The 16,695-nt window shown below is 39.2% G+C and carries 18 protein-coding genes; 16 read left to right on the top strand and 2 right to left on the bottom strand.

Annotated features, from left to right (window positions below):
• Positions 1-523: 523 nt before the first annotated feature.
• A complete protein-coding gene (locus NST21_RS26575) occupies positions 524-1,540 on the bottom strand; it encodes an LCP family protein (protein WP_340451825.1) in 1,017 nt (338 codons plus the stop codon).
• A 172-nt stretch (positions 1,541-1,712) separates the two neighbouring features.
• The gene (locus tag NST21_RS26570) at positions 1,713-2,348 is read right to left on the bottom strand and encodes a YigZ family protein (protein WP_340892190.1); all 636 of its coding nucleotides are present in this window, start codon (positions 2,346-2,348) and stop codon (positions 1,713-1,715) included.
• A 627-nt stretch (positions 2,349-2,975) separates the two neighbouring features.
• Between NST21_RS26570 and NST21_RS26565 the strand changes: the two genes are divergently transcribed.
• From NST21_RS26565 to NST21_RS26490, 16 genes are all read left to right on the top strand, one after another.
• Positions 2,976-4,118 (top strand): sensor histidine kinase, encoded by a 1,143-nt coding sequence (locus tag NST21_RS26565; RefSeq protein WP_056524380.1) that lies wholly within the window; start codon positions 2,976-2,978, stop codon positions 4,116-4,118.
• Positions 4,119-4,164: 46 nt separating this feature from the next.
• On the top strand, positions 4,165-4,848 hold the full coding sequence (locus NST21_RS26560; protein WP_053348555.1) for a response regulator: 684 nt from the start codon (positions 4,165-4,167) through the stop codon (positions 4,846-4,848).
• Positions 4,849-5,068: 220 nt separating this feature from the next.
• Positions 5,069-5,911: a DegV family protein gene (locus tag NST21_RS26555; protein WP_053348556.1), complete on the top strand. Its 843-nt coding sequence runs from the start codon at positions 5,069-5,071 to the stop codon at positions 5,909-5,911.
• Between the two features lie 195 nt (positions 5,912-6,106).
• Positions 6,107-7,438, top strand: a complete 1,332-nt coding sequence (locus tag NST21_RS26550; protein ID WP_340892187.1) for a DEAD/DEAH box helicase — start codon at positions 6,107-6,109, stop codon at positions 7,436-7,438.
• Positions 7,431-8,123, top strand: coding sequence for a ComF family protein (locus NST21_RS26545; RefSeq protein ID WP_056524388.1), 693 nt, complete (start codon positions 7,431-7,433; stop codon positions 8,121-8,123). Before NST21_RS26550 ends, NST21_RS26545 begins: the two co-directional genes overlap by 8 nt.
• Positions 8,124-8,223: 100 nt before the next feature.
• Positions 8,224-8,643, top strand: a complete 420-nt coding sequence (locus NST21_RS26540; RefSeq protein WP_056524391.1) for a TIGR03826 family flagellar region protein — start codon at positions 8,224-8,226, stop codon at positions 8,641-8,643.
• 239 nt (positions 8,644-8,882) lie between these two features.
• Complete coding sequence (gene flgM / locus NST21_RS26535; protein WP_057215945.1) at positions 8,883-9,146, top strand: flagellar biosynthesis anti-sigma factor FlgM; 264 nt, start codon at positions 8,883-8,885, stop codon at positions 9,144-9,146.
• 76 nt (positions 9,147-9,222) lie between these two features.
• Positions 9,223-9,711 carry a flagellar protein FlgN gene (locus NST21_RS26530; protein ID WP_057215942.1) on the top strand — a complete coding sequence of 163 codons (489 nt, stop codon included), beginning with the start codon at positions 9,223-9,225 and terminating at the stop codon, positions 9,709-9,711.
• Between the two features lie 30 nt (positions 9,712-9,741).
• Complete coding sequence (flgK, locus tag NST21_RS26525; RefSeq protein WP_340892182.1) at positions 9,742-11,301, top strand: flagellar hook-associated protein FlgK; 1,560 nt, start codon at positions 9,742-9,744, stop codon at positions 11,299-11,301.
• A 15-nt stretch (positions 11,302-11,316) separates the two neighbouring features.
• Positions 11,317-12,195 carry a flagellar hook-associated protein FlgL gene (gene flgL, locus NST21_RS26520; RefSeq protein ID WP_056524402.1) on the top strand — a complete coding sequence of 293 codons (879 nt, stop codon included), beginning with the start codon at positions 11,317-11,319 and terminating at the stop codon, positions 12,193-12,195.
• Positions 12,196-12,245: 50 nt separating this feature from the next.
• The gene (locus tag NST21_RS26515) at positions 12,246-12,824 is read left to right on the top strand and encodes a DUF6470 family protein (protein ID WP_057215932.1); all 579 of its coding nucleotides are present in this window, start codon (positions 12,246-12,248) and stop codon (positions 12,822-12,824) included.
• An 8-nt stretch (positions 12,825-12,832) separates the two neighbouring features.
• Positions 12,833-13,276 (top strand): flagellar assembly protein FliW, encoded by a 444-nt coding sequence (gene fliW, locus NST21_RS26510; RefSeq protein WP_340892181.1) that lies wholly within the window; start codon positions 12,833-12,835, stop codon positions 13,274-13,276.
• Complete coding sequence (gene csrA / locus NST21_RS26505) at positions 13,276-13,509, top strand: carbon storage regulator CsrA (protein ID WP_056524408.1); 234 nt, start codon at positions 13,276-13,278, stop codon at positions 13,507-13,509. Before fliW ends, csrA begins: the two co-directional genes overlap by 1 nt.
• Before the next feature lie 137 nt (positions 13,510-13,646).
• A complete protein-coding gene (locus NST21_RS26500) occupies positions 13,647-14,471 on the top strand; it encodes a flagellin N-terminal helical domain-containing protein (protein ID WP_053348566.1) in 825 nt (274 codons plus the stop codon).
• 312 nt (positions 14,472-14,783) lie between these two features.
• Positions 14,784-15,146, top strand: coding sequence for a flagellar protein FlaG (flaG, locus tag NST21_RS26495; protein WP_056524411.1), 363 nt, complete (start codon positions 14,784-14,786; stop codon positions 15,144-15,146).
• 15 nt (positions 15,147-15,161) lie between these two features.
• On the top strand, positions 15,162-16,676 hold the full coding sequence (locus NST21_RS26490; RefSeq protein WP_056524414.1) for a flagellar hook-associated protein 2: 1,515 nt from the start codon (positions 15,162-15,164) through the stop codon (positions 16,674-16,676).
• Positions 16,677-16,695: the final 19 nt, after the last annotated feature.

Below are 16,695 nucleotides of genomic sequence, written 5' to 3'. Positions count from 1 at the left end.
TATGTTTAATGCCTCCATACCGTATTTACTAATACGTATGGAGGTTTTTTATAGTTTCGTTAAGGGTAACTTCTCCATGAATAACAAGAGTGTATCGTATTATTAGTACGGAAGGATGTTTTATATATTAAATGCCTATTTGTGTATTTAGTATAAAATATCAAGTCGTAATTTTACCAATCAGATGCTCATTTAATCAAAGTTTTGGACATCCTAGTCAAATAGAATTTTTCATATAGAAATCTTCAATCTGATTCAAAGCAAGCAATCGTATTACTTGAGTTTCATAATAGGAAGAAAGCTAAGGTGTTCCAGGAAAAAGGACAGTGCAAGTTTTCCTGAAAGAACAGTATTATTATGTTTACGCTCTCATCTCCGGTCATTTTTTTATCAAGTTGTTTTCTTTGCTAATGGCATTTTAAGGACGATAGAGGAGACTTTCTTAGGGGATAAAAGAGAGAGTCAAAAAACAGAACCCCCCACATCATCCTAGGATGAGTGGGGGGTTCTGTTATTCTAATTGTTATTGTGATTGAACGGCTTCAGTTTGATTAGAGACTTCTTTAGGTCCCAGATTTAAGTGGGATTGAAGTAGTAGCTTAGTATTTGCTACTGATGTTTCGTTCAATTGATAGTAATAGGTTCCGCTAATTGTGGAATCTTGACCTTCAAGTTTAACAGTTTCGAGATCCAGACCGTTGTCAGATGTTACATATTTTATGAAACCTTTAATTTGTGAGAATTGGAGATTCGTTGTCATATTGTCGCCAACAGCCTCCATAACTCCTGTATACTTCGTTAATGCTCCAACAGAGGTTGCCTTGGCCATGATGGCTTTCAGAACTTCCTGTTGTCGCTCACCACGTTGGATATCACTGTCCTTTTTACGAGTCCGTGCAAAGGCTAATGCTTCTTCACCATTAACAGTTTGTAATCCTTCTTCGAGATGAATGGCATTCTTCTTGTCATGTGAATCCATTTCGTTCATTTCATATGGTACATCAACTTCAATTCCATCTAATGAGTCCACCACGTCGATGAAAGCATTAAAGTTCATCCGGACATAATAATCAACAGGAATATCGAATAATTCTTCCACAGTATCCATTGTTGCTTTTGGTCCACCAGCTGCATGAGCCGAGTTGATTTTTGTCGTTACGCCTTTGGCTGGCACGTACACATAGGAGTCACGTGGAATGCTTAATAGTTTAATAGATTTTTGATCTTTGTTGAATGTAGCCAGCATTAGAGCATCCGAGCGTGAATTTCCTTTATAGTCGCGTTCATCGCTGTCATCAATCCCTATGAAAAGAATTGAGAAATTATCCTTGAGTGGGTCAACCGTTTCACTCCGCTTGGCTGAGGCCTCGACAGGATCGTAAGAATCATTAAATACATTTTGAGCTTTCATATATAGAGTTGCAGCATACGTAGAAGCTCCTAGACCAAGTACTAACAGGGGGACTAGAAATAACCAAAGCCTCTTTCGCCTTTTCTTCTTTGTTTTTTTAATTTTATAAACACGCCTAGTATTAGACATCTTTTTCTTCTCCTTTTAAATAGCAGACATAAATCGCCATTTTTCGAATCCTTCAGTATATATTTCGTCATATATTAATCCTAATTTTACAATGATTTAATAATTTCGTAAAATAAATATTTCTTTTCAATTATATTACAGCAAAAAAAAAGGAAAAATATGCAGGAGAAAATTAAACGAGAGCCTGTTCTAAATAAATCATTTCGCCCTCAGTGATACGACCTTGACCGTTTGTCAGCTCTGTCATCCAGTTGGTATATGCCTGTTTTTGGGGTTCCTCTACATATACCAGAAGATTGACTTGTTCAAGGTACTGAATTTCCTTTATTTGATAAATCGATGATCGTAATTCGTTTTCCAATTTTCCGAGCCAGGTATAGTCGACATTTGTTGAAATTACGCGCATTAATTTTCTATTAACTACACCCGTGGTATTAATTCCTTCTGAAGTCGCTTTACTATAAGCACGAATCAGGCCGCCTGCACCAAGTTTGATGCCGCCAAAATATCGTGTAACCACAACAGCCGTATCTTTTAGGTCTTTTTTCTTAAGGACCTCAAGAATAGGGATGCCTGCCGTACCGCTTGGCTCTCCATCATCAAGGGCTTTTTGAATATGATTTTGTTCTCCAATCATATAGGCTGAACAATTATGAGTAGCATCTTTATGCTTTTTCTTAATTTCTTGAATAAAGGCCTGTGCTGCTTCTTCTGATTCTACTCGGGCGATGTGGGCAATAAATCGAGATTTCTCAATCACGATTTCATGTTCACCACGTCCTTTTACCGTTAAATAATGAGGGAGCATTACTATTCCACCTTCGCTCTCGCTATTAGTTGATTCATTATAAGGCTTTGCGCAAAAAGTGGCAATGAAGATTATTTTTTATTCCGTATAGTGTAAAGAAACTTTAATATAAGAAAAAGTTGTACGTGTTATAATTAATTCTACTGCCAGCTAATGTTTATTAGATGGTCATATATGCTTAAAAGAATATCATTGTAGGAAAAACAATGAGTTTTGTACCATAAACCTGGCTTGTCCATATCGAGTCAGCTCATTTCAAGGATTTTGCCATTTAATAAATGTATCTGTTTCGTATAATAATCAATGGAGTGGAATATTCCATTTGATTGATAAGGATAATTCGGATTAGGATAATAGAAACAACCTTTTAATAGGTGGTCTAACGTGATATCCATAAAAGCTAGGAATATGAAATGTATACCAAATATGTATATTTTGTGAAAATCCTACAATGAAATTGACGTATTTTTCTTCTTTTTTTGGTACAATATGTTCATGAAGGTTACTTCATTGCAAGTTTCCTGATAATTAACCATTCATGAAAAAGGAAAAAGAGCTTTTTTCCATATACATAGTCTATAAGACAACAAATTGTTTAAGTCTGTTGATTTAAGTGGAGGGATCTTAATGTCCATAAAAAAGGTTGATGCTAAAGCATTGGACAAGATCTTAGAAACAATGGTAAGCACTGTTAGTGAAAGTAAGGATGAAGTCTTTGATATTGGAGAGCAATGTCGCAAAGACTTTGAGTCATTAACAAAAGAGCTTGATGATGTGAAAATCAGAGTTGCCATTGTGATAACCGACAGCGATGCACTGGATTCAAAAGCCAGATTTGCTCGAAAAAGGCTTTCCGAAGTCAGTATGCACTTCAATCATTTTTCTGAAGAACAGGTTCGCGATGCTTATGAGAGGGCACATAAGCTGCAAGTCGATTTACAAATAAATCGCCAGTTAGAGAAAGAGCTTCGTAATCGACGGGATGAACTTGAGCTTAGATTAAGGGGATTACAGCAGACGATTGATAAAGCTGTACATCTCGTCTCGCAAATCTCTGTTGTACAAAACTATTTGACACAGGACTTGAAATTTGTGGGAGAAGCTCTACAAGAAGCGAAACGTAAGCAGGACTTCGGGTTGAAAATAATAGAAGCTCAGGAGCAGGAACGTAAAAAACTCTCACGGGAAATCCATGATGGCCCCGCGCAAATGCTTGCTAATGTCATGATGCGTTCGGATTTGATAGAACGTGTACAACGAGAGAGAGGTCCTGATGAAGCTCTTGTGGAAATCCGTAGCTTAAAAGTCATGGTACGGAATGCGTTATATGAAGTGCGTAGAATCATCTATGATCTGCGCCCTATGGCCCTTGACGATCTAGGCCTTGTTCCTACCCTCAGAAAGTATCTGCAAACGACCGAAGACTATAATACTGGTGTGCATTTGAATTTCGTTAACCTCGGCCAGGTCAAAAGGCTTCCCTCTGATATGGAGGTTGCTTTATTTAGGCTGGTCCAAGAGGCTGTACAGAATTCACTGAAACATGCAGAGCCAAAGCAAGTTCAAGTTAAACTTTCCATTTCTAAAGAGATGGTTACGGTTGTCGTCAAAGATGATGGAAAAGGGTTTGATTCTTCCATTCAAAAAGAGGGTTCTTTTGGCTTAGTAGGCATGAGGGAAAGAGTCGAGCTGCTTGAAGGTGAAATGACGATTGATTCACAACCAGGGGCAGGCACTTTGGTGTTTATACAAATTCCCTATCATTTATAAATTTTAGAGAATAGGCATTTAAATAGAAATTAGGAGGAAGAAGCCGTTGAAGACTAGTATCATCATTATAGATGACCATCAGCTTTTCCGTGAAGGTGTTAAGCGTATATTAGATTTTGAATCATCCTTTGATGTTGTTGCCGAAGGCGATGACGGAAGCGAGGCTATGGATCTTGTTGAAACACACAAACCAGATGTTGTTATCATGGATATCAACATGCCGAATATGAACGGTGTCGAAGCGACTAAAATGCTTGTAAACCGTTACCCTGAAACGAAAGTCATCATTTTATCGATTCATGATGATGAAAACTATGTACAGCATGCATTGAAAACAGGAGCACAAGGTTACCTGTTGAAAGAAATGGACGCAGATGCGCTAATTGATGCTGTTCGTGTAGTCGCAGAAGGTGGCTCATACCTTCATCCAAAGGTGACACATAATTTAGTCAAAGAATATCGCCGTTTAGCTGCTGAAGAGGGTGCTGATCGTGATTCAGTACATGCTGTAGAGATCAGAAGACCGCTTCACCTATTGACTCGACGCGAGTGTGAAGTTCTTCAACTTTTAGCAGACGGAAAAAGCAACCGTGCCATCGGCGAAACTTTATATATCAGTGAAAAAACAGTAAAAAACCATGTGAGTAACATTCTTCAAAAAATGAATGTAAACGACCGTACCCAAGCTGTTGTTTTAGCTATTAAAAACGGCTGGGTAGAAGTGAAATAATTTCAACTTATGATAAGTCCGGCTCTTCAGTTTTCGCAATGCGTACTGAAGAGCCGGACTTTTTTTGTCAAATGCCGAACTCGGCATAAATCTATCCACCTACTTAATTTTTACTAATTTATGGTAAAAAAAGAGAAGCTATTTAATGCAAGTTAAGGCATTTTCAGATAGAATGGTGTATAAGATATTTAGAGTAAATTTTATAAGGATGGTACTCACTATGAAAACCGCAGTCGTAACAGATAGCACTGCATATATACCTAAGGATATGCGTGATCGTTTACATATACATATGATGCCGCTTAATGTCATTTTCTCCAACGAAGCCTACCGGGAAGAAATAGATATTGCTGCAGATGAGTTTTATGAAGAAGTAAAAAGGCAAGCGAAGCTACCGACCACGTCACAACCGCCAATCGGTCAGTTTGTTGAGAAGTTTGAAGAGCTGCAAAAAGAATATGATGATGTTATTTCAATTCATTTATCGAGTGGTATCAGTGGTACGTATCAAGGTGCGGTTTCAGCAGGTGAAATGGTAGAGGGAGTTCAGGTCCACGCCTTTGATTCTGAAATCAGCTGTAGAGTCCAGGGATTTTATGTTCTCGAAGCGGCTCAGATGGCACTTGACGGCAAGGACGCAGAAGAGATTATGGCCAGGCTCGAAGAAATGAAACTTTCCGTCCGGGCATATTTCATGGCGGATGACTTATCCCATCTGCAGCGTGGGGGGCGGCTAAGCAGTGCCCAGGCCTTGATAGGGAGTTTGCTACAAGTAAAGCCTGTTCTCCATTTTGTTGACAAAGTCATTGTCCCGTTCGAAAAAATCCGTACTAGAAAAAAGGCGATGAAACGGATTGCTGATTTACTTGGAGAAGACGCGGCAAACGGTGAAAACTATAAAGCGGTCATTATTCATGCTAAGCGCGAAGCTGAAGCTAAAGACTGGAAAACGGAACTTGAAGCGCGTTTCCCAAATGTCGAGTTTGACATCAGCTACTTCGGTCCTGTGATCGGAACGCATCTGGGCGAAGGATCGATGGGGATGGGCTGGTATAAAGTATAAACAGAGGAACGTCTTTCCTTGAAAAAGGAGGAGGCGTTTTTTTTATGGATGTAAGAGGGATTCTAATGTGAAAAGCGAATTCTATTTAAGAGTGTAAAATTCTATTCTAAGAAAGAAGGTTATAGTTTGGAAAATACGATTAGTTCTCCCCCTTTTTCCCCAGAACTTCAGAATCACCTCACAGGAAGGTTGTTATTGGCCTCCGAAATTCCTTTTTCCCCGGCAATCATTTCCGACCAAATAAAGCACGGCTATGTCTCTGTGACTTCCGGCGTGCAATGTGTGAATGGTCAGTACAATTGTGTACGATGCGGTAACCAAAATTCTGCTTTGTTTTATACGTTTCCGTGTAAGATTTGCAATCAAGATTGTACTTACTGCCGGGCCTGTATCATGATGGGGCGGGTCAGTGAATGTGCAAAATTATACGGCTGGATAGGTCCTGATTTGAAGTTTGCGGTTCCTGACAAAGTAATGAGCTGGGATGGAACTCTAACTTCAGGTCAGCAAACGGCCTCGGACTGTGTCGTTGAGGCTGTAAAAAGAAAAGGTGAATTACTGGTATGGGCCGTATGCGGAGCTGGTAAAACGGAAGTCCTATTTGCTGGCATTGAGGCGGGCTTGCTTGCCGGAAAACGAATCTGTATGGCAACACCTCGGACCGATGTCGTTCTCGAACTGTCACCCCGGTTAAAAAGAGCCTTTCCAGCCATTGAGGTATCCGCTCTGTATGGAGGCAGCGAAGACCGAAGCAAAGCTTCGCCGCTAACCGTTTCCACCACACATCAGCTTTTTCGCTTTTCTGAAGCCTTCGATGTAGTCATCATTGATGAAGTCGATGCGTTTCCCTACTCAATTGATGATTCTCTACATTATGCGGTTAATAAATCCAAAAAGCCCTCTGCTACGACCATCTTCTTAACTGCCACTCCTTCTAAACAGATGCAACGATCTTATCGTAGCGGGAAACTGCAAGCCGTGACAATCCCTGCCCGTTACCATCATAAGCCAATCCCTGTTCCTGAAATGAAATGGAGCGGCAATTGGCAAAAACAATATCTCCAAAAAAAGATTCCTCCTGTGATTGCCAGTTGGGTAAGCGAACGTCTTCAGCAGAAGATTCCTCTATTATTATTTTTTCCGAGCATTCAAGTGATGGAACAGGTAATTCCGTTGTTTCAAACACTATCCCCTAAATTGGAGACCGTTCACTCACAGCACCCTGAACGAAAAGAAAGAGTACAGGCATTACGGAATGGCGAGGTACCTGGATTATTGACCACGACGATTTTAGAACGCGGGGTGACAATTGAACGACTAGACGTAGCCGTGATTGGTGCTGAACATGAGGTCTTTTCTGAGAGTGCTCTCGTCCAGATTGCCGGCCGCGTCGGCAGAAGCTTTACTTATCCTACGGGAACTATCACTTTTTTTCATTACGGAAAAAGCAAAGCTATGGTCGAGGCGATCTGCCATATACAAATGATGAATAAAGAGGCCTGGAAAAGAGGTCTGCTGGATGGCTAGATGCTTATTTTGTGTTGAAGAAATGAAAGCAGTATTGACGTGGAGAAGTCTATTACTGAAGAAAGAGGCAATGACAATCTGTGAAAGATGTGAAGGGAAACTTAAGAAGTTAGCAGGTGAGACATGCTCGATTTGCTCACGAGAGCTTGATAAGAATTACCGCATCGAGGATCTTTGTTTGGATTGTGTGAGATGGGAAAAAGATAAGAAATGGAGCGGGTATTTGTCCATAAACATATCGCTTTTTCATTATAACGAATTCCTGAAAGACATGATTGCGAAATATAAGTACCGAGGAGATTATGCACTGGCTGAGGCCTTCGTTCCCTTTTTAAAAGACAAACTAAAAGACATGAGTTTTGACTTGGTAACGTTCATTCCTCTTAGTAATGAACGTCTGATGGAGAGGGGTTTCAATCAGGCGCAGGCTTTGACAGATCTGCTAGGCCTTAACACGGTTGAGCTATTAACGCGCCTTCATACGGAAAAACAATCGAAAAAGTCACGTGAGGAGCGGATATCTTTGGCACAAGTTTTTCAGGTCACCAAACCGGATTTATTAAAGCAAAAATCAATCTTAATCGTGGATGACATTTACACAACAGGCTCAACACTCCGGCATGCGGCTAAGGCTTTGAAAACCGCTGGTGCCACAGAAGTTTCATCAATTACTCTGGCTAGGTAAAACCGAATATTTTTTATAAACCTTCTAAAGTATCGGTGTTAATATTCGATATATACAGTACTGAAGAACAATCATTGTGATAGTAAAGGAGGGGTCCTCAATGGATTTGTTCAACTGTCAGAACTGTAATTCGTTATTTGTTAAAACAAAATTTCGTGATGTTTGCGATGCTTGCTATAAAGAAGAAGAAGCTAAATTTGATGAAGTGTATGCCTACATTCGCAAGAAAAGTAATCGAACGGCGTTAATGATGCAAGTGGTTGAGGCCACAGGTGTGGAAGAACATTTGATTATTAAATTTGTAAAAACAGGAAAACTGAGAATTTCCCAATTTCCTAACCTAGGCATTCCTTGTGAAAAATGCGGGACCAACATTCAAAGTGGGAGATTATGTAGCAAATGCAGCGATTCCCTTCGCTCTGAATTGCAGACTTTTGAAGAGGAAGAAAAGTGCCTAACTAAAATACAAGAACGAAATAAAAAAAATACGTATTATATTAAAGATAATCACGAAGGATAATCCTTGGCTTCATGATTGGTATTTTGTTAGAATATTCGGTATTGAGAACAAAATTCGACAATGGTTGTCGAAGGAAAGATTACAGGAAACCATAAAAAAAAATAAGTCCTTGTCGATAATAATGATAGGGAGAATAAACACAGCCAAGAGTCATTCTCATGGTCTGTTAAAGGAATCGAAATATGAGGTTATATATAAGATTAGATAAAGAAAATCGGCCGAAGGAGAGGATCTGGAATATGAAAATCAATAACGTCGGTATGACAGGGATTAACCCGTATAATCTTCAAGCCAATAAAGCGGGGAATGTCAAAGAATCTAAGGTCACTGCCTCAGATAAAGTTGAAATTTCATCAGCGGCAAAAGAAATGCAGCAATTATCTCCAATTCCTGCTGCAAGACAAGCAAAAGTGGACGAACTGAAAATCCAAGTGGAAAATGGAAATTATAAATTGAATTCACAGGCGACAGCAAAAGGCCTTATTGATTTTTACCGAAAATAAATTATTTATAAACGTTTGATTATTGTGAACGGAAACATATTCCGTCCATCATCCATGAGCAGAGGAGGGAGCAAGAATGTCTGCACGAAACATCATCGAATCGCTTGAAAAATTGATCAAGCTTCATAAAAGCTTCAATCAATTAGCCTTAAGAAAAACAACCATTTTAAAAGCTAGCGACACTGAGGCAATTACCGCCCTGTTAATCGAAGAACAAAAGCATATTAAAGCAATCAGTCAAACGGATAAAGAAAGAGAAGCAGCAGTCGAGGGATTTTTTACAGCAAAAGGAGCAGTGAGACAGACTGCTCCCATCGACACCGTAATGGAATTAACAGAACCAATTGAAACGGCTGCACTAAAACGACTAAAAAAAGAGCTAATCGATGAAGTAGCTAAGCTGAAAGAGCGGAACATTTTAAATCAGCAATTAATCTATCAGTCACTTCAATTCATTAATGTCTCTTTAGATATGCTGAGACCGCAAAACCAGGATATGACCTACGGGAAGTCCGTTAAAAAGCCAACAAAAAGCGGTATAGGCATATTTGATTCGAAAGCATAAGAAACAGAAAAGAGATGGAGGTTTGAGCAAATGATTTCAACCTTTATGGGGCTTGAAACAGCTAAACGTGGATTATCGACCTCACAAGGAGCCTTGTATACTACAGGAAATAACGTTGCCAATGCCAATACATTAGGATATTCAAGGCAGCGTGTTAACTTGGTACAGACATCTGGGTTTCCTACCGTCGGATTAAACAGCCCTCGTGTAGCAGGTCAACTCGGGACAGGGGTGGCTGCAGAAACTGTTCAGCGAATCCGAGACAGCTTTTTGGACTCGCAATACAGGACTCAAAGTAATAAAATCGGTTTTTACGGGGCGATGAGCGAATCATTGTCTAAAATGGAAGGCATCATGAATGAACCAACCGACAGCGGGTTAGCTGCAATGATGGAAAAATTCTGGAATTCTCTGCAGGGGTTAACGGCCAACACGGAAAACTCAGGGGCTCGTGAGGTTGTTGCCTCAACAGGCGTTATGGTCGCAGATACCCTTAACTACTACTACAATTCGCTAAAAAGCGTTCAAACGGATATCGGAAATCAAATTAACGTTAAAGCGAACGAAATCAATCTGCTTATTAGCAGTATTGATCAACTTAACCAGCAAATTAGTAAAGTAGAGCCGCATGGGATTATCCCGAATGAACTTTACGATAAACGTGATTTACTTGTAGACAGCCTCTCTCAGCTTGTTAGTATAAACGTAAAAAACGTCATTCCAACTGATTATGGCAAAGCTAGTGATGTAGCAACAGGACTATACAACATTGAATTAATGCAAGAAGACGGTTCTTCTTATGTGCCACCTATCAATCTAGTCAGTGTTAACCAAACTGGGATGCTTGGAACTTCAAAAGTTGAAGTTAGCTATGATAAATCGACAGGCATGGTAGATGGAGTGAAATTTGGTTCGAAAACATTAACGGAGTACAAGTTTTCAGGAGAGCTATCCGGGTTGATTAACAGTTTTGGCTATAAAAAGAGTGATGGTACAATCGGAGGAACCTATCCTAATATGCTGCAGAAGCTGGATAATATGGCAACGGCTTTTGTGAATGAGTTTAATGCTATTCATAAGCAGGGGTATGCGTTAGGAGCTAGTGAAACATCAACATTAAACTTTTTTGAAATTGAACCAGGTAAGAGTGCTGCTGAAAGCATCAAGGTGAATAGTGAGATATTGAAGGACCCTTCATTAATCGCCGCAGGTGGTAATAGTGGAGGAGCTTCTGGGGATAATGAAAATGCTAAACTCTTAGCTGATTTGAAAAAGAAAGCTTTTAGTGATTACTCAACTAAAGACCAAAATTCAAAGGAGTTAACTGGGACCTTTGACACCTATTATTCCGGGATTATTGGGAAATTGGGTGTTGATTCACAAAGTGCTCAAAAGAATCTTTCCAACTCTGTAGTGCTTGCTACATCCGTTAACCAAAATAGGGACTCTGTCAGTTCTGTATCCTTAGATGAAGAGATGACAGATATGATTAGGTTCCAGCAAGCTTACAATGCTTCTGCAAGAATGATGACGATGATGGATGAAATGCTCGATAAAATCATTAACGGAATGGGTACGGTAGGCCGATAATAGGAGTGAGAAAATATGCGTGTGACGCAATCCATGCTAACCAATAATATGTTAAGTAATTTAAGCAGAAGTTACGAAAAAATGGGCAAGTTGCAGGAACAAGTCTCTTCTCAAAAAAAATTCTCTAAACCATCCGATAATCCCGTTGCTGCAATGATGGGAATGGGGTACCGGATCAATCTCAATCAAATCCAACAGTATACAAGTAACATCTCGGAGGCAACTAACTGGATTGATAGTACAGATGATGCCATTAGTGAAGCAGTTTCCGTTCTGCAAAGGATTCGTGAGTTAACCGTTCAAGGTAGTAATGGAACCTATGATGGAGAACAGTTTGAAAGTGTATCAGAAGAAATTAAGCAATTAAAAGAACATCTCGTAAGTATAGGTGATACCCAGATTGGCGGGAAATATATTTTTAACGGTCAGAATACGAATGTGAAACCATCTTCCGTTAAAGATGGTGATGGGAATATATTGTACGGCACAGGAGCTATTAATCTTGAAGTATTTTCTGGGATTAATATTCAGATTAATACAGACGGATCCAAGATTTTTGGAGATGCGCTTGCTATTGGCGGCAGCATTGATCAAACGATCGATGCACTTGAAAACGGCGGTGACGTGAGTAGCACACTGGAAGGAATTGACGAAACTATCAATACATTCTTAGCTATGCAAGCTCAGGTTGGTGCCAGGCAGAATCGAATTGAATTGATGACGGACCGCCTAAAGCAGCAAGAAGTTTTTGCTACGGAAATCCTTTCGAAAAATGAGGATGTCGATATCGAAAAGGCGATAATGGATTTAACGACCCAGGAAAGTATTCATAGTGCTGCATTAAGTGTTGGAGCAAGAATCATTCAACCGAGTTTACTAGATTTTCTTCGCTAAGCTATTCCTAAATGGGTAGCTTTTTTTCTATAAGGAGAGGAGCGATAAGGATGCAAATGCCACAAATACAATTGCAGTCTTCCTCAATGAAGATTGGATTGAATATAGACCAACCTGTACAGGAAATTGAACAGAAGGCAGCGGACCAATCAATTGAACAGCCGAGAGCAATCTTAGAAATTCAGATAACCCCAGGGAAGCTAACGATTGATCAAACAAAAGCGAGAGAAGATATGGATTTGAAAAGCCTATCCAAGCGAGTTGAGGGATTTGCACAGCAGGGCTATCAGGATTGGCTGGCAGGTATGGCAAGAAGGTCACAGCAGGGCACGGAGTTGAGACATATTGAAAACGGAGGTAATGCAATCGCGGTTCAGGCAAAGCGAAACAGCAAGGGGCCAGAAAAGCAATTCAATCTCGGCTGGATTCCCTCTCATTTCAGTGTTCAGCTGGACTATCAACCGGCTCAGGTAGAAATTGAAGCAGCCCCTCAAAAACCGATCATCGATGTGCAGGTTAATAAGCCAAACCATACATACACGCCAGGTAATGTAGAAGTGGAAGTTTTACAAGAAAATTCGCTGGATATAGATTTCATTAATTTGTTTCCAGATGAGATAGGTGAGTGAAAACATATATGAATAGACAAACAAAATTTCATGGCGAAATAGAGATAGCACAAGAAAACATTTATACATTTGAAAGCGGGATACCAGGGTTTATAGACGAAAAACAGTTTTGTTTGCTAGCTTTGGAGGAAACACCATTTGTCGTTCTGCAATCTATAACAACAAAAGAAGTTGCTTTTATTATGTTGAACCCTTTTGATATTTTTCATGATTATGAAGTGAAGCTTACTGATGAGGTACTATCTACTTTGCAAATAGAAGCAGAAAAGGAAGTCATTACGTTCGTCATTTTAACAATCCACGAACCTTTCAAGAAAACGACCGCTAATCTTCAAGCTCCTATCATTTTAAATAGCTCTAAAAAAACGGGAAAGCAGTTTATCATGAATGGAAGTGGTTACATGACTAAGCATCTTCTTAATGAACCTTCAGTAGAACAGGAGGAAAAATAGTGCTTGTTCTAACTAGAAAATCTAATGAATCGATCATGATAGGTAATGATATTGAAATTACGGTCTTAGCTATAGAAGGCGAACAGATCAAACTTGGTATTAATGCTCCAAAAAATGTGGAGATTCATCGAAAAGAAATCTATCTATCTATTCAGCAAGAAAATAATGAAGCTACTAAAACAGAAACCAGTATTCTGGAAAATTTATATGAACATTTCAAGAAAAAATCTTAAAATCTCTAAATATGTTACTAAGCATGTCGATAATACATATACAACGATGAGTAGTGATATAGACGGGCGTCTTATTCACTATCCATCGTAAAAAACCACATGGATGTGGAAACTTAAAACTCAAGGAGGAAACAAAAATGATTATTAATCACAATATCGCAGCTCTAAACACACACCGTCAATTATCAAGTGCAACAAATGCACAATCTAAATCAATGGAGAAACTTGCCTCAGGTCTTCGCATCAACCGTGCAGGTGACGACGCAGCAGGTCTTGCTATTTCTGAAAAAATGCGTGGACAAATTCGTGGTCTTGATCAAGCTTCTCGTAACGCTCAAGATGGTATCTCTTTAATTCAAACAGCTGAGGGAGGACTTAATGAAGTACATTCTATCCTTCAACGTCAGCGTGAATTAGCAGTTCAAGCATCAAATGACACAAATGTAGATGCAGATCGTAAAGCTTTACAAGATGAATTTGCACAACTTTCTTCAGAAATAGAGCGTATTAAAGACAATACGACTTTCAACACAAAAAAATTGCTGGACGGTTCAGACGCAAACGGTAAAATTCAAGTTGGCGCTGATGCAGGTCAAACAATTGACATTGACCTAACTACTGTAGGTGTTGATTTATCTGCTGCTCACACTGCTGTTGCTGCATTGGATATATCAACTCAAGCAGGTGCTGATGCTGCTGTTACTGCTGTACAGACTCAAATTGAATCTGTTTCTTCAGGTCGTTCATATCTAGGAGCAGTTCAAAACCGTTTGGAGCATACAATCAATAATCTAAATAATGCTTCAGAAAACTTAACTGCTGCTGAGTCTCGTGTACGTGACGTTGATATGGCAAAAGAAATGATGAACCAAACTAAGAATTCAATTCTTTCTCAAGCAGCTCAAGCAATGTTGGCTCAAGCTAATCAACAACCACAGGGTGTTCTTCAGTTATTACGTTAATTTTTACTCTACAGTTTAGAAAAAAAGGACTCTAGAATTTTTCTAGAGTCTTTTTTCGTTTCTAAGGAAATTAAATTGCTAAAGTATTATTTAATAGTCCATATTAAACTCGCTAAGGTAGAATCCCTTTTCATAGAGAGTTAGTAAAAGAATAACAGTAAGTCATAGGTATAATCAAAGCTTCCAAGGTTTTAAATAGACGCTTACTAAATAAATCCCGTATATCTTACTTCTTAAGAAATGTCGAAAGCCTAAATATAAAATAGTAATTACCGATATAAAAAATAAAGATAATACATTGGGGGCATTAAGATGCTGGAGAGTTTATCCACGAATATTCTTTCCTCACAACTTAGAACAGCAATTTCAGATGGAATTAGTTCCTACTATCAGAGAGAAATAAATACAGTTGCCTATTCAGAACAAAGTGCGGAATCTAATATTGAGCCTTCAAAAGAAAGGGTTCAAGATGCAGTTGATAGTTTAAACACCTTTCTGAATCCAACACATACGGCGGTTCGTTTTGAATATCATGAAAAATTGAATGAGTATTATGTCAAGGTTGTGGATGAGGTAACCAATGAAACGATTCGGGAAATCCCACCAAAGAAGCTTTTAGACTTTTATGCAGCGATGACCGAGTTCGTCGGTATTATGGTAGATGAAAAAGTATAGGTAGGTGATGTTACGATGGTAAGAATTAACGGTTTAGCGAGTGGGATGGATATTGACGCGCTTGTTAGCAGTATGATGCAGGCTGCACGTGTTCCTTTGGATACGCTAGAACAAAAGAAACAATATGCTGAATGGCAGCGAGATGATTATCGCGAGATCAATAAGTTATTGTTGGAACTGGATACCCTTATTAAAGATGGAGTGGGGATGCAAAAATCCTTTATTAAGAAAACAGTGTCAGTTTCTGATCCTAATGCAATCTCAGTAAAGAATATCAATTCAACGGTTGATTTTTCTGGGACTTTGACAGTAGGAAAATTAGCTTCAGCAGCAACTATGCTCAGTAATGGGGCAGTGGGAGTTGAAAAAGCAACAGATATCATTCCTGAAGCGTATATAGGACAGGAAATAAAAATTGAAACGATTAATAAGGACGGTTCTTTAAATACCTTTACGACAAAAATTGAAGATACTGATACGTTAAATAGTTTAATATCAAAAATTAATGCTAATTCAGGTGTTACCGCTTTTTATGATCAGAACACGAAACAGATTTCATTTACGGCGAAAAACACGGGGGCAGTTCCAACTGGATTAACAAGAGAAGATGGAACGAGTGTTACTGCAGAAATTGGTTTGAGTGGTACACTCTTTACGGATCTCCTAAATTTAGATGAAAATAATATTGCTGCTGTTGGAGCGAGTAGAGGAACGGCCGGTCAAAATGCAACCTTAAATTATAACGGTCTGGATATTGAACGTTCCACCAACACATTCACCATTAACGGTGTTGAAATTACTCTTAAACAGGGGAATACAGGTCCGGTAACCTTTGCGTCTACCTCAGATGTAGACGCAGTTCTAGATACTGTTACCCAGTTTGTGAATAAGTACAACGAGATACTTGATAACATCAAAACGAAGACAGATGAAACAAAGTACCGTGCATACCAACCGTTGACCACGGCACAAAGGAAAGACATGACTGAGGATGAAATTAAATTGTGGGAAACGAAGGCAAAGAGTGGGACACTTCGGGGAGATTCTATGTTAACGGGTCTCCTTACGAAAATGCGGACCTCGCTATATACCTCTGTTGGTGGAAGCAACTCCGTCAACTCATTAAGTGAAATTGGAATAACTACTACAAGTAACTATCTTGAAGGTGGGAAGCTAACCATTAACGAAGAAAAACTGCGTGCTGCTATTTCAGAGGATCCAAACAAAATTTATGATTTGTTTATGAAATCAGGAGAAACAACTGGTGAAATGGGATTGGCCAAAAGGTTGAGGGCTGATATCAAAGCGACGATGACTAATATCCAAGATAAAGCAGGTAAAGCGACTTCTGTTAATAATTCAACTTTCACGATTGGAAAACTCTTAAATAGCTACAATACGAAAATAGATAGTTGGCAAGACAAGCTGAAGGCTTTAGAAACCCGCTATTATAATCAATTCACAGCCATGGAGAAAGCGATTTCGAAAGCGAATAGTCAAAGCAGCAGCCTATCTCAGTATTTCAGCTAAGCAATTTTAGAAAGGAAGT

This window comes from Peribacillus sp. FSL K6-1552 (genome assembly GCF_038005205.1).
GTDB classification, from domain to species: domain Bacteria; phylum Bacillota; class Bacilli; order Bacillales; family DSM-1321; genus Peribacillus; species Peribacillus butanolivorans.
This window is presented reverse-complemented; position numbering and strand designations above follow the sequence as displayed.

Excerpts from the sequence above, each read along its gene's own strand:
- NST21_RS26500 (WP_053348566.1), top strand. The coding sequence starts at position 13,647 with ATGATTATTAATCACAATATCGCAGCTCTAAACACACACCGTCAATTA.
- NST21_RS26570 (WP_340892190.1), bottom strand. The coding sequence starts at position 2,348 with ATGCTCCCTCATTATTTAACGGTAAAAGGACGTGGTGAACATGAAATC.
- flgM (WP_057215945.1), top strand. The coding sequence starts at position 8,883 with ATGAAAATCAATAACGTCGGTATGACAGGGATTAACCCGTATAATCTT.
- flgK (WP_340892182.1), top strand. The coding sequence starts at position 9,742 with ATGATTTCAACCTTTATGGGGCTTGAAACAGCTAAACGTGGATTATCG.
- NST21_RS26575 (WP_340451825.1), bottom strand. The coding sequence starts at position 1,540 with ATGTCTAATACTAGGCGTGTTTATAAAATTAAAAAAACAAAGAAGAAA.
- NST21_RS26540 (WP_056524391.1), top strand. The coding sequence starts at position 8,224 with ATGGATTTGTTCAACTGTCAGAACTGTAATTCGTTATTTGTTAAAACA.
- fliW (WP_340892181.1), top strand. The coding sequence starts at position 12,833 with ATGAATAGACAAACAAAATTTCATGGCGAAATAGAGATAGCACAAGAA.
- NST21_RS26555 (WP_053348556.1), top strand. The coding sequence starts at position 5,069 with ATGAAAACCGCAGTCGTAACAGATAGCACTGCATATATACCTAAGGAT.
- flgL (WP_056524402.1), top strand. The coding sequence starts at position 11,317 with ATGCGTGTGACGCAATCCATGCTAACCAATAATATGTTAAGTAATTTA.
- NST21_RS26565 (WP_056524380.1), top strand. The coding sequence starts at position 2,976 with ATGTCCATAAAAAAGGTTGATGCTAAAGCATTGGACAAGATCTTAGAA.
- NST21_RS26530 (WP_057215942.1), top strand. The coding sequence starts at position 9,223 with ATGTCTGCACGAAACATCATCGAATCGCTTGAAAAATTGATCAAGCTT.
- flaG (WP_056524411.1), top strand. The coding sequence starts at position 14,784 with ATGCTGGAGAGTTTATCCACGAATATTCTTTCCTCACAACTTAGAACA.
- NST21_RS26515 (WP_057215932.1), top strand. The coding sequence starts at position 12,246 with ATGCAAATGCCACAAATACAATTGCAGTCTTCCTCAATGAAGATTGGA.
- NST21_RS26490 (WP_056524414.1), top strand. The coding sequence starts at position 15,162 with ATGGTAAGAATTAACGGTTTAGCGAGTGGGATGGATATTGACGCGCTT.
- NST21_RS26545 (WP_056524388.1), top strand. The coding sequence starts at position 7,431 with ATGGCTAGATGCTTATTTTGTGTTGAAGAAATGAAAGCAGTATTGACG.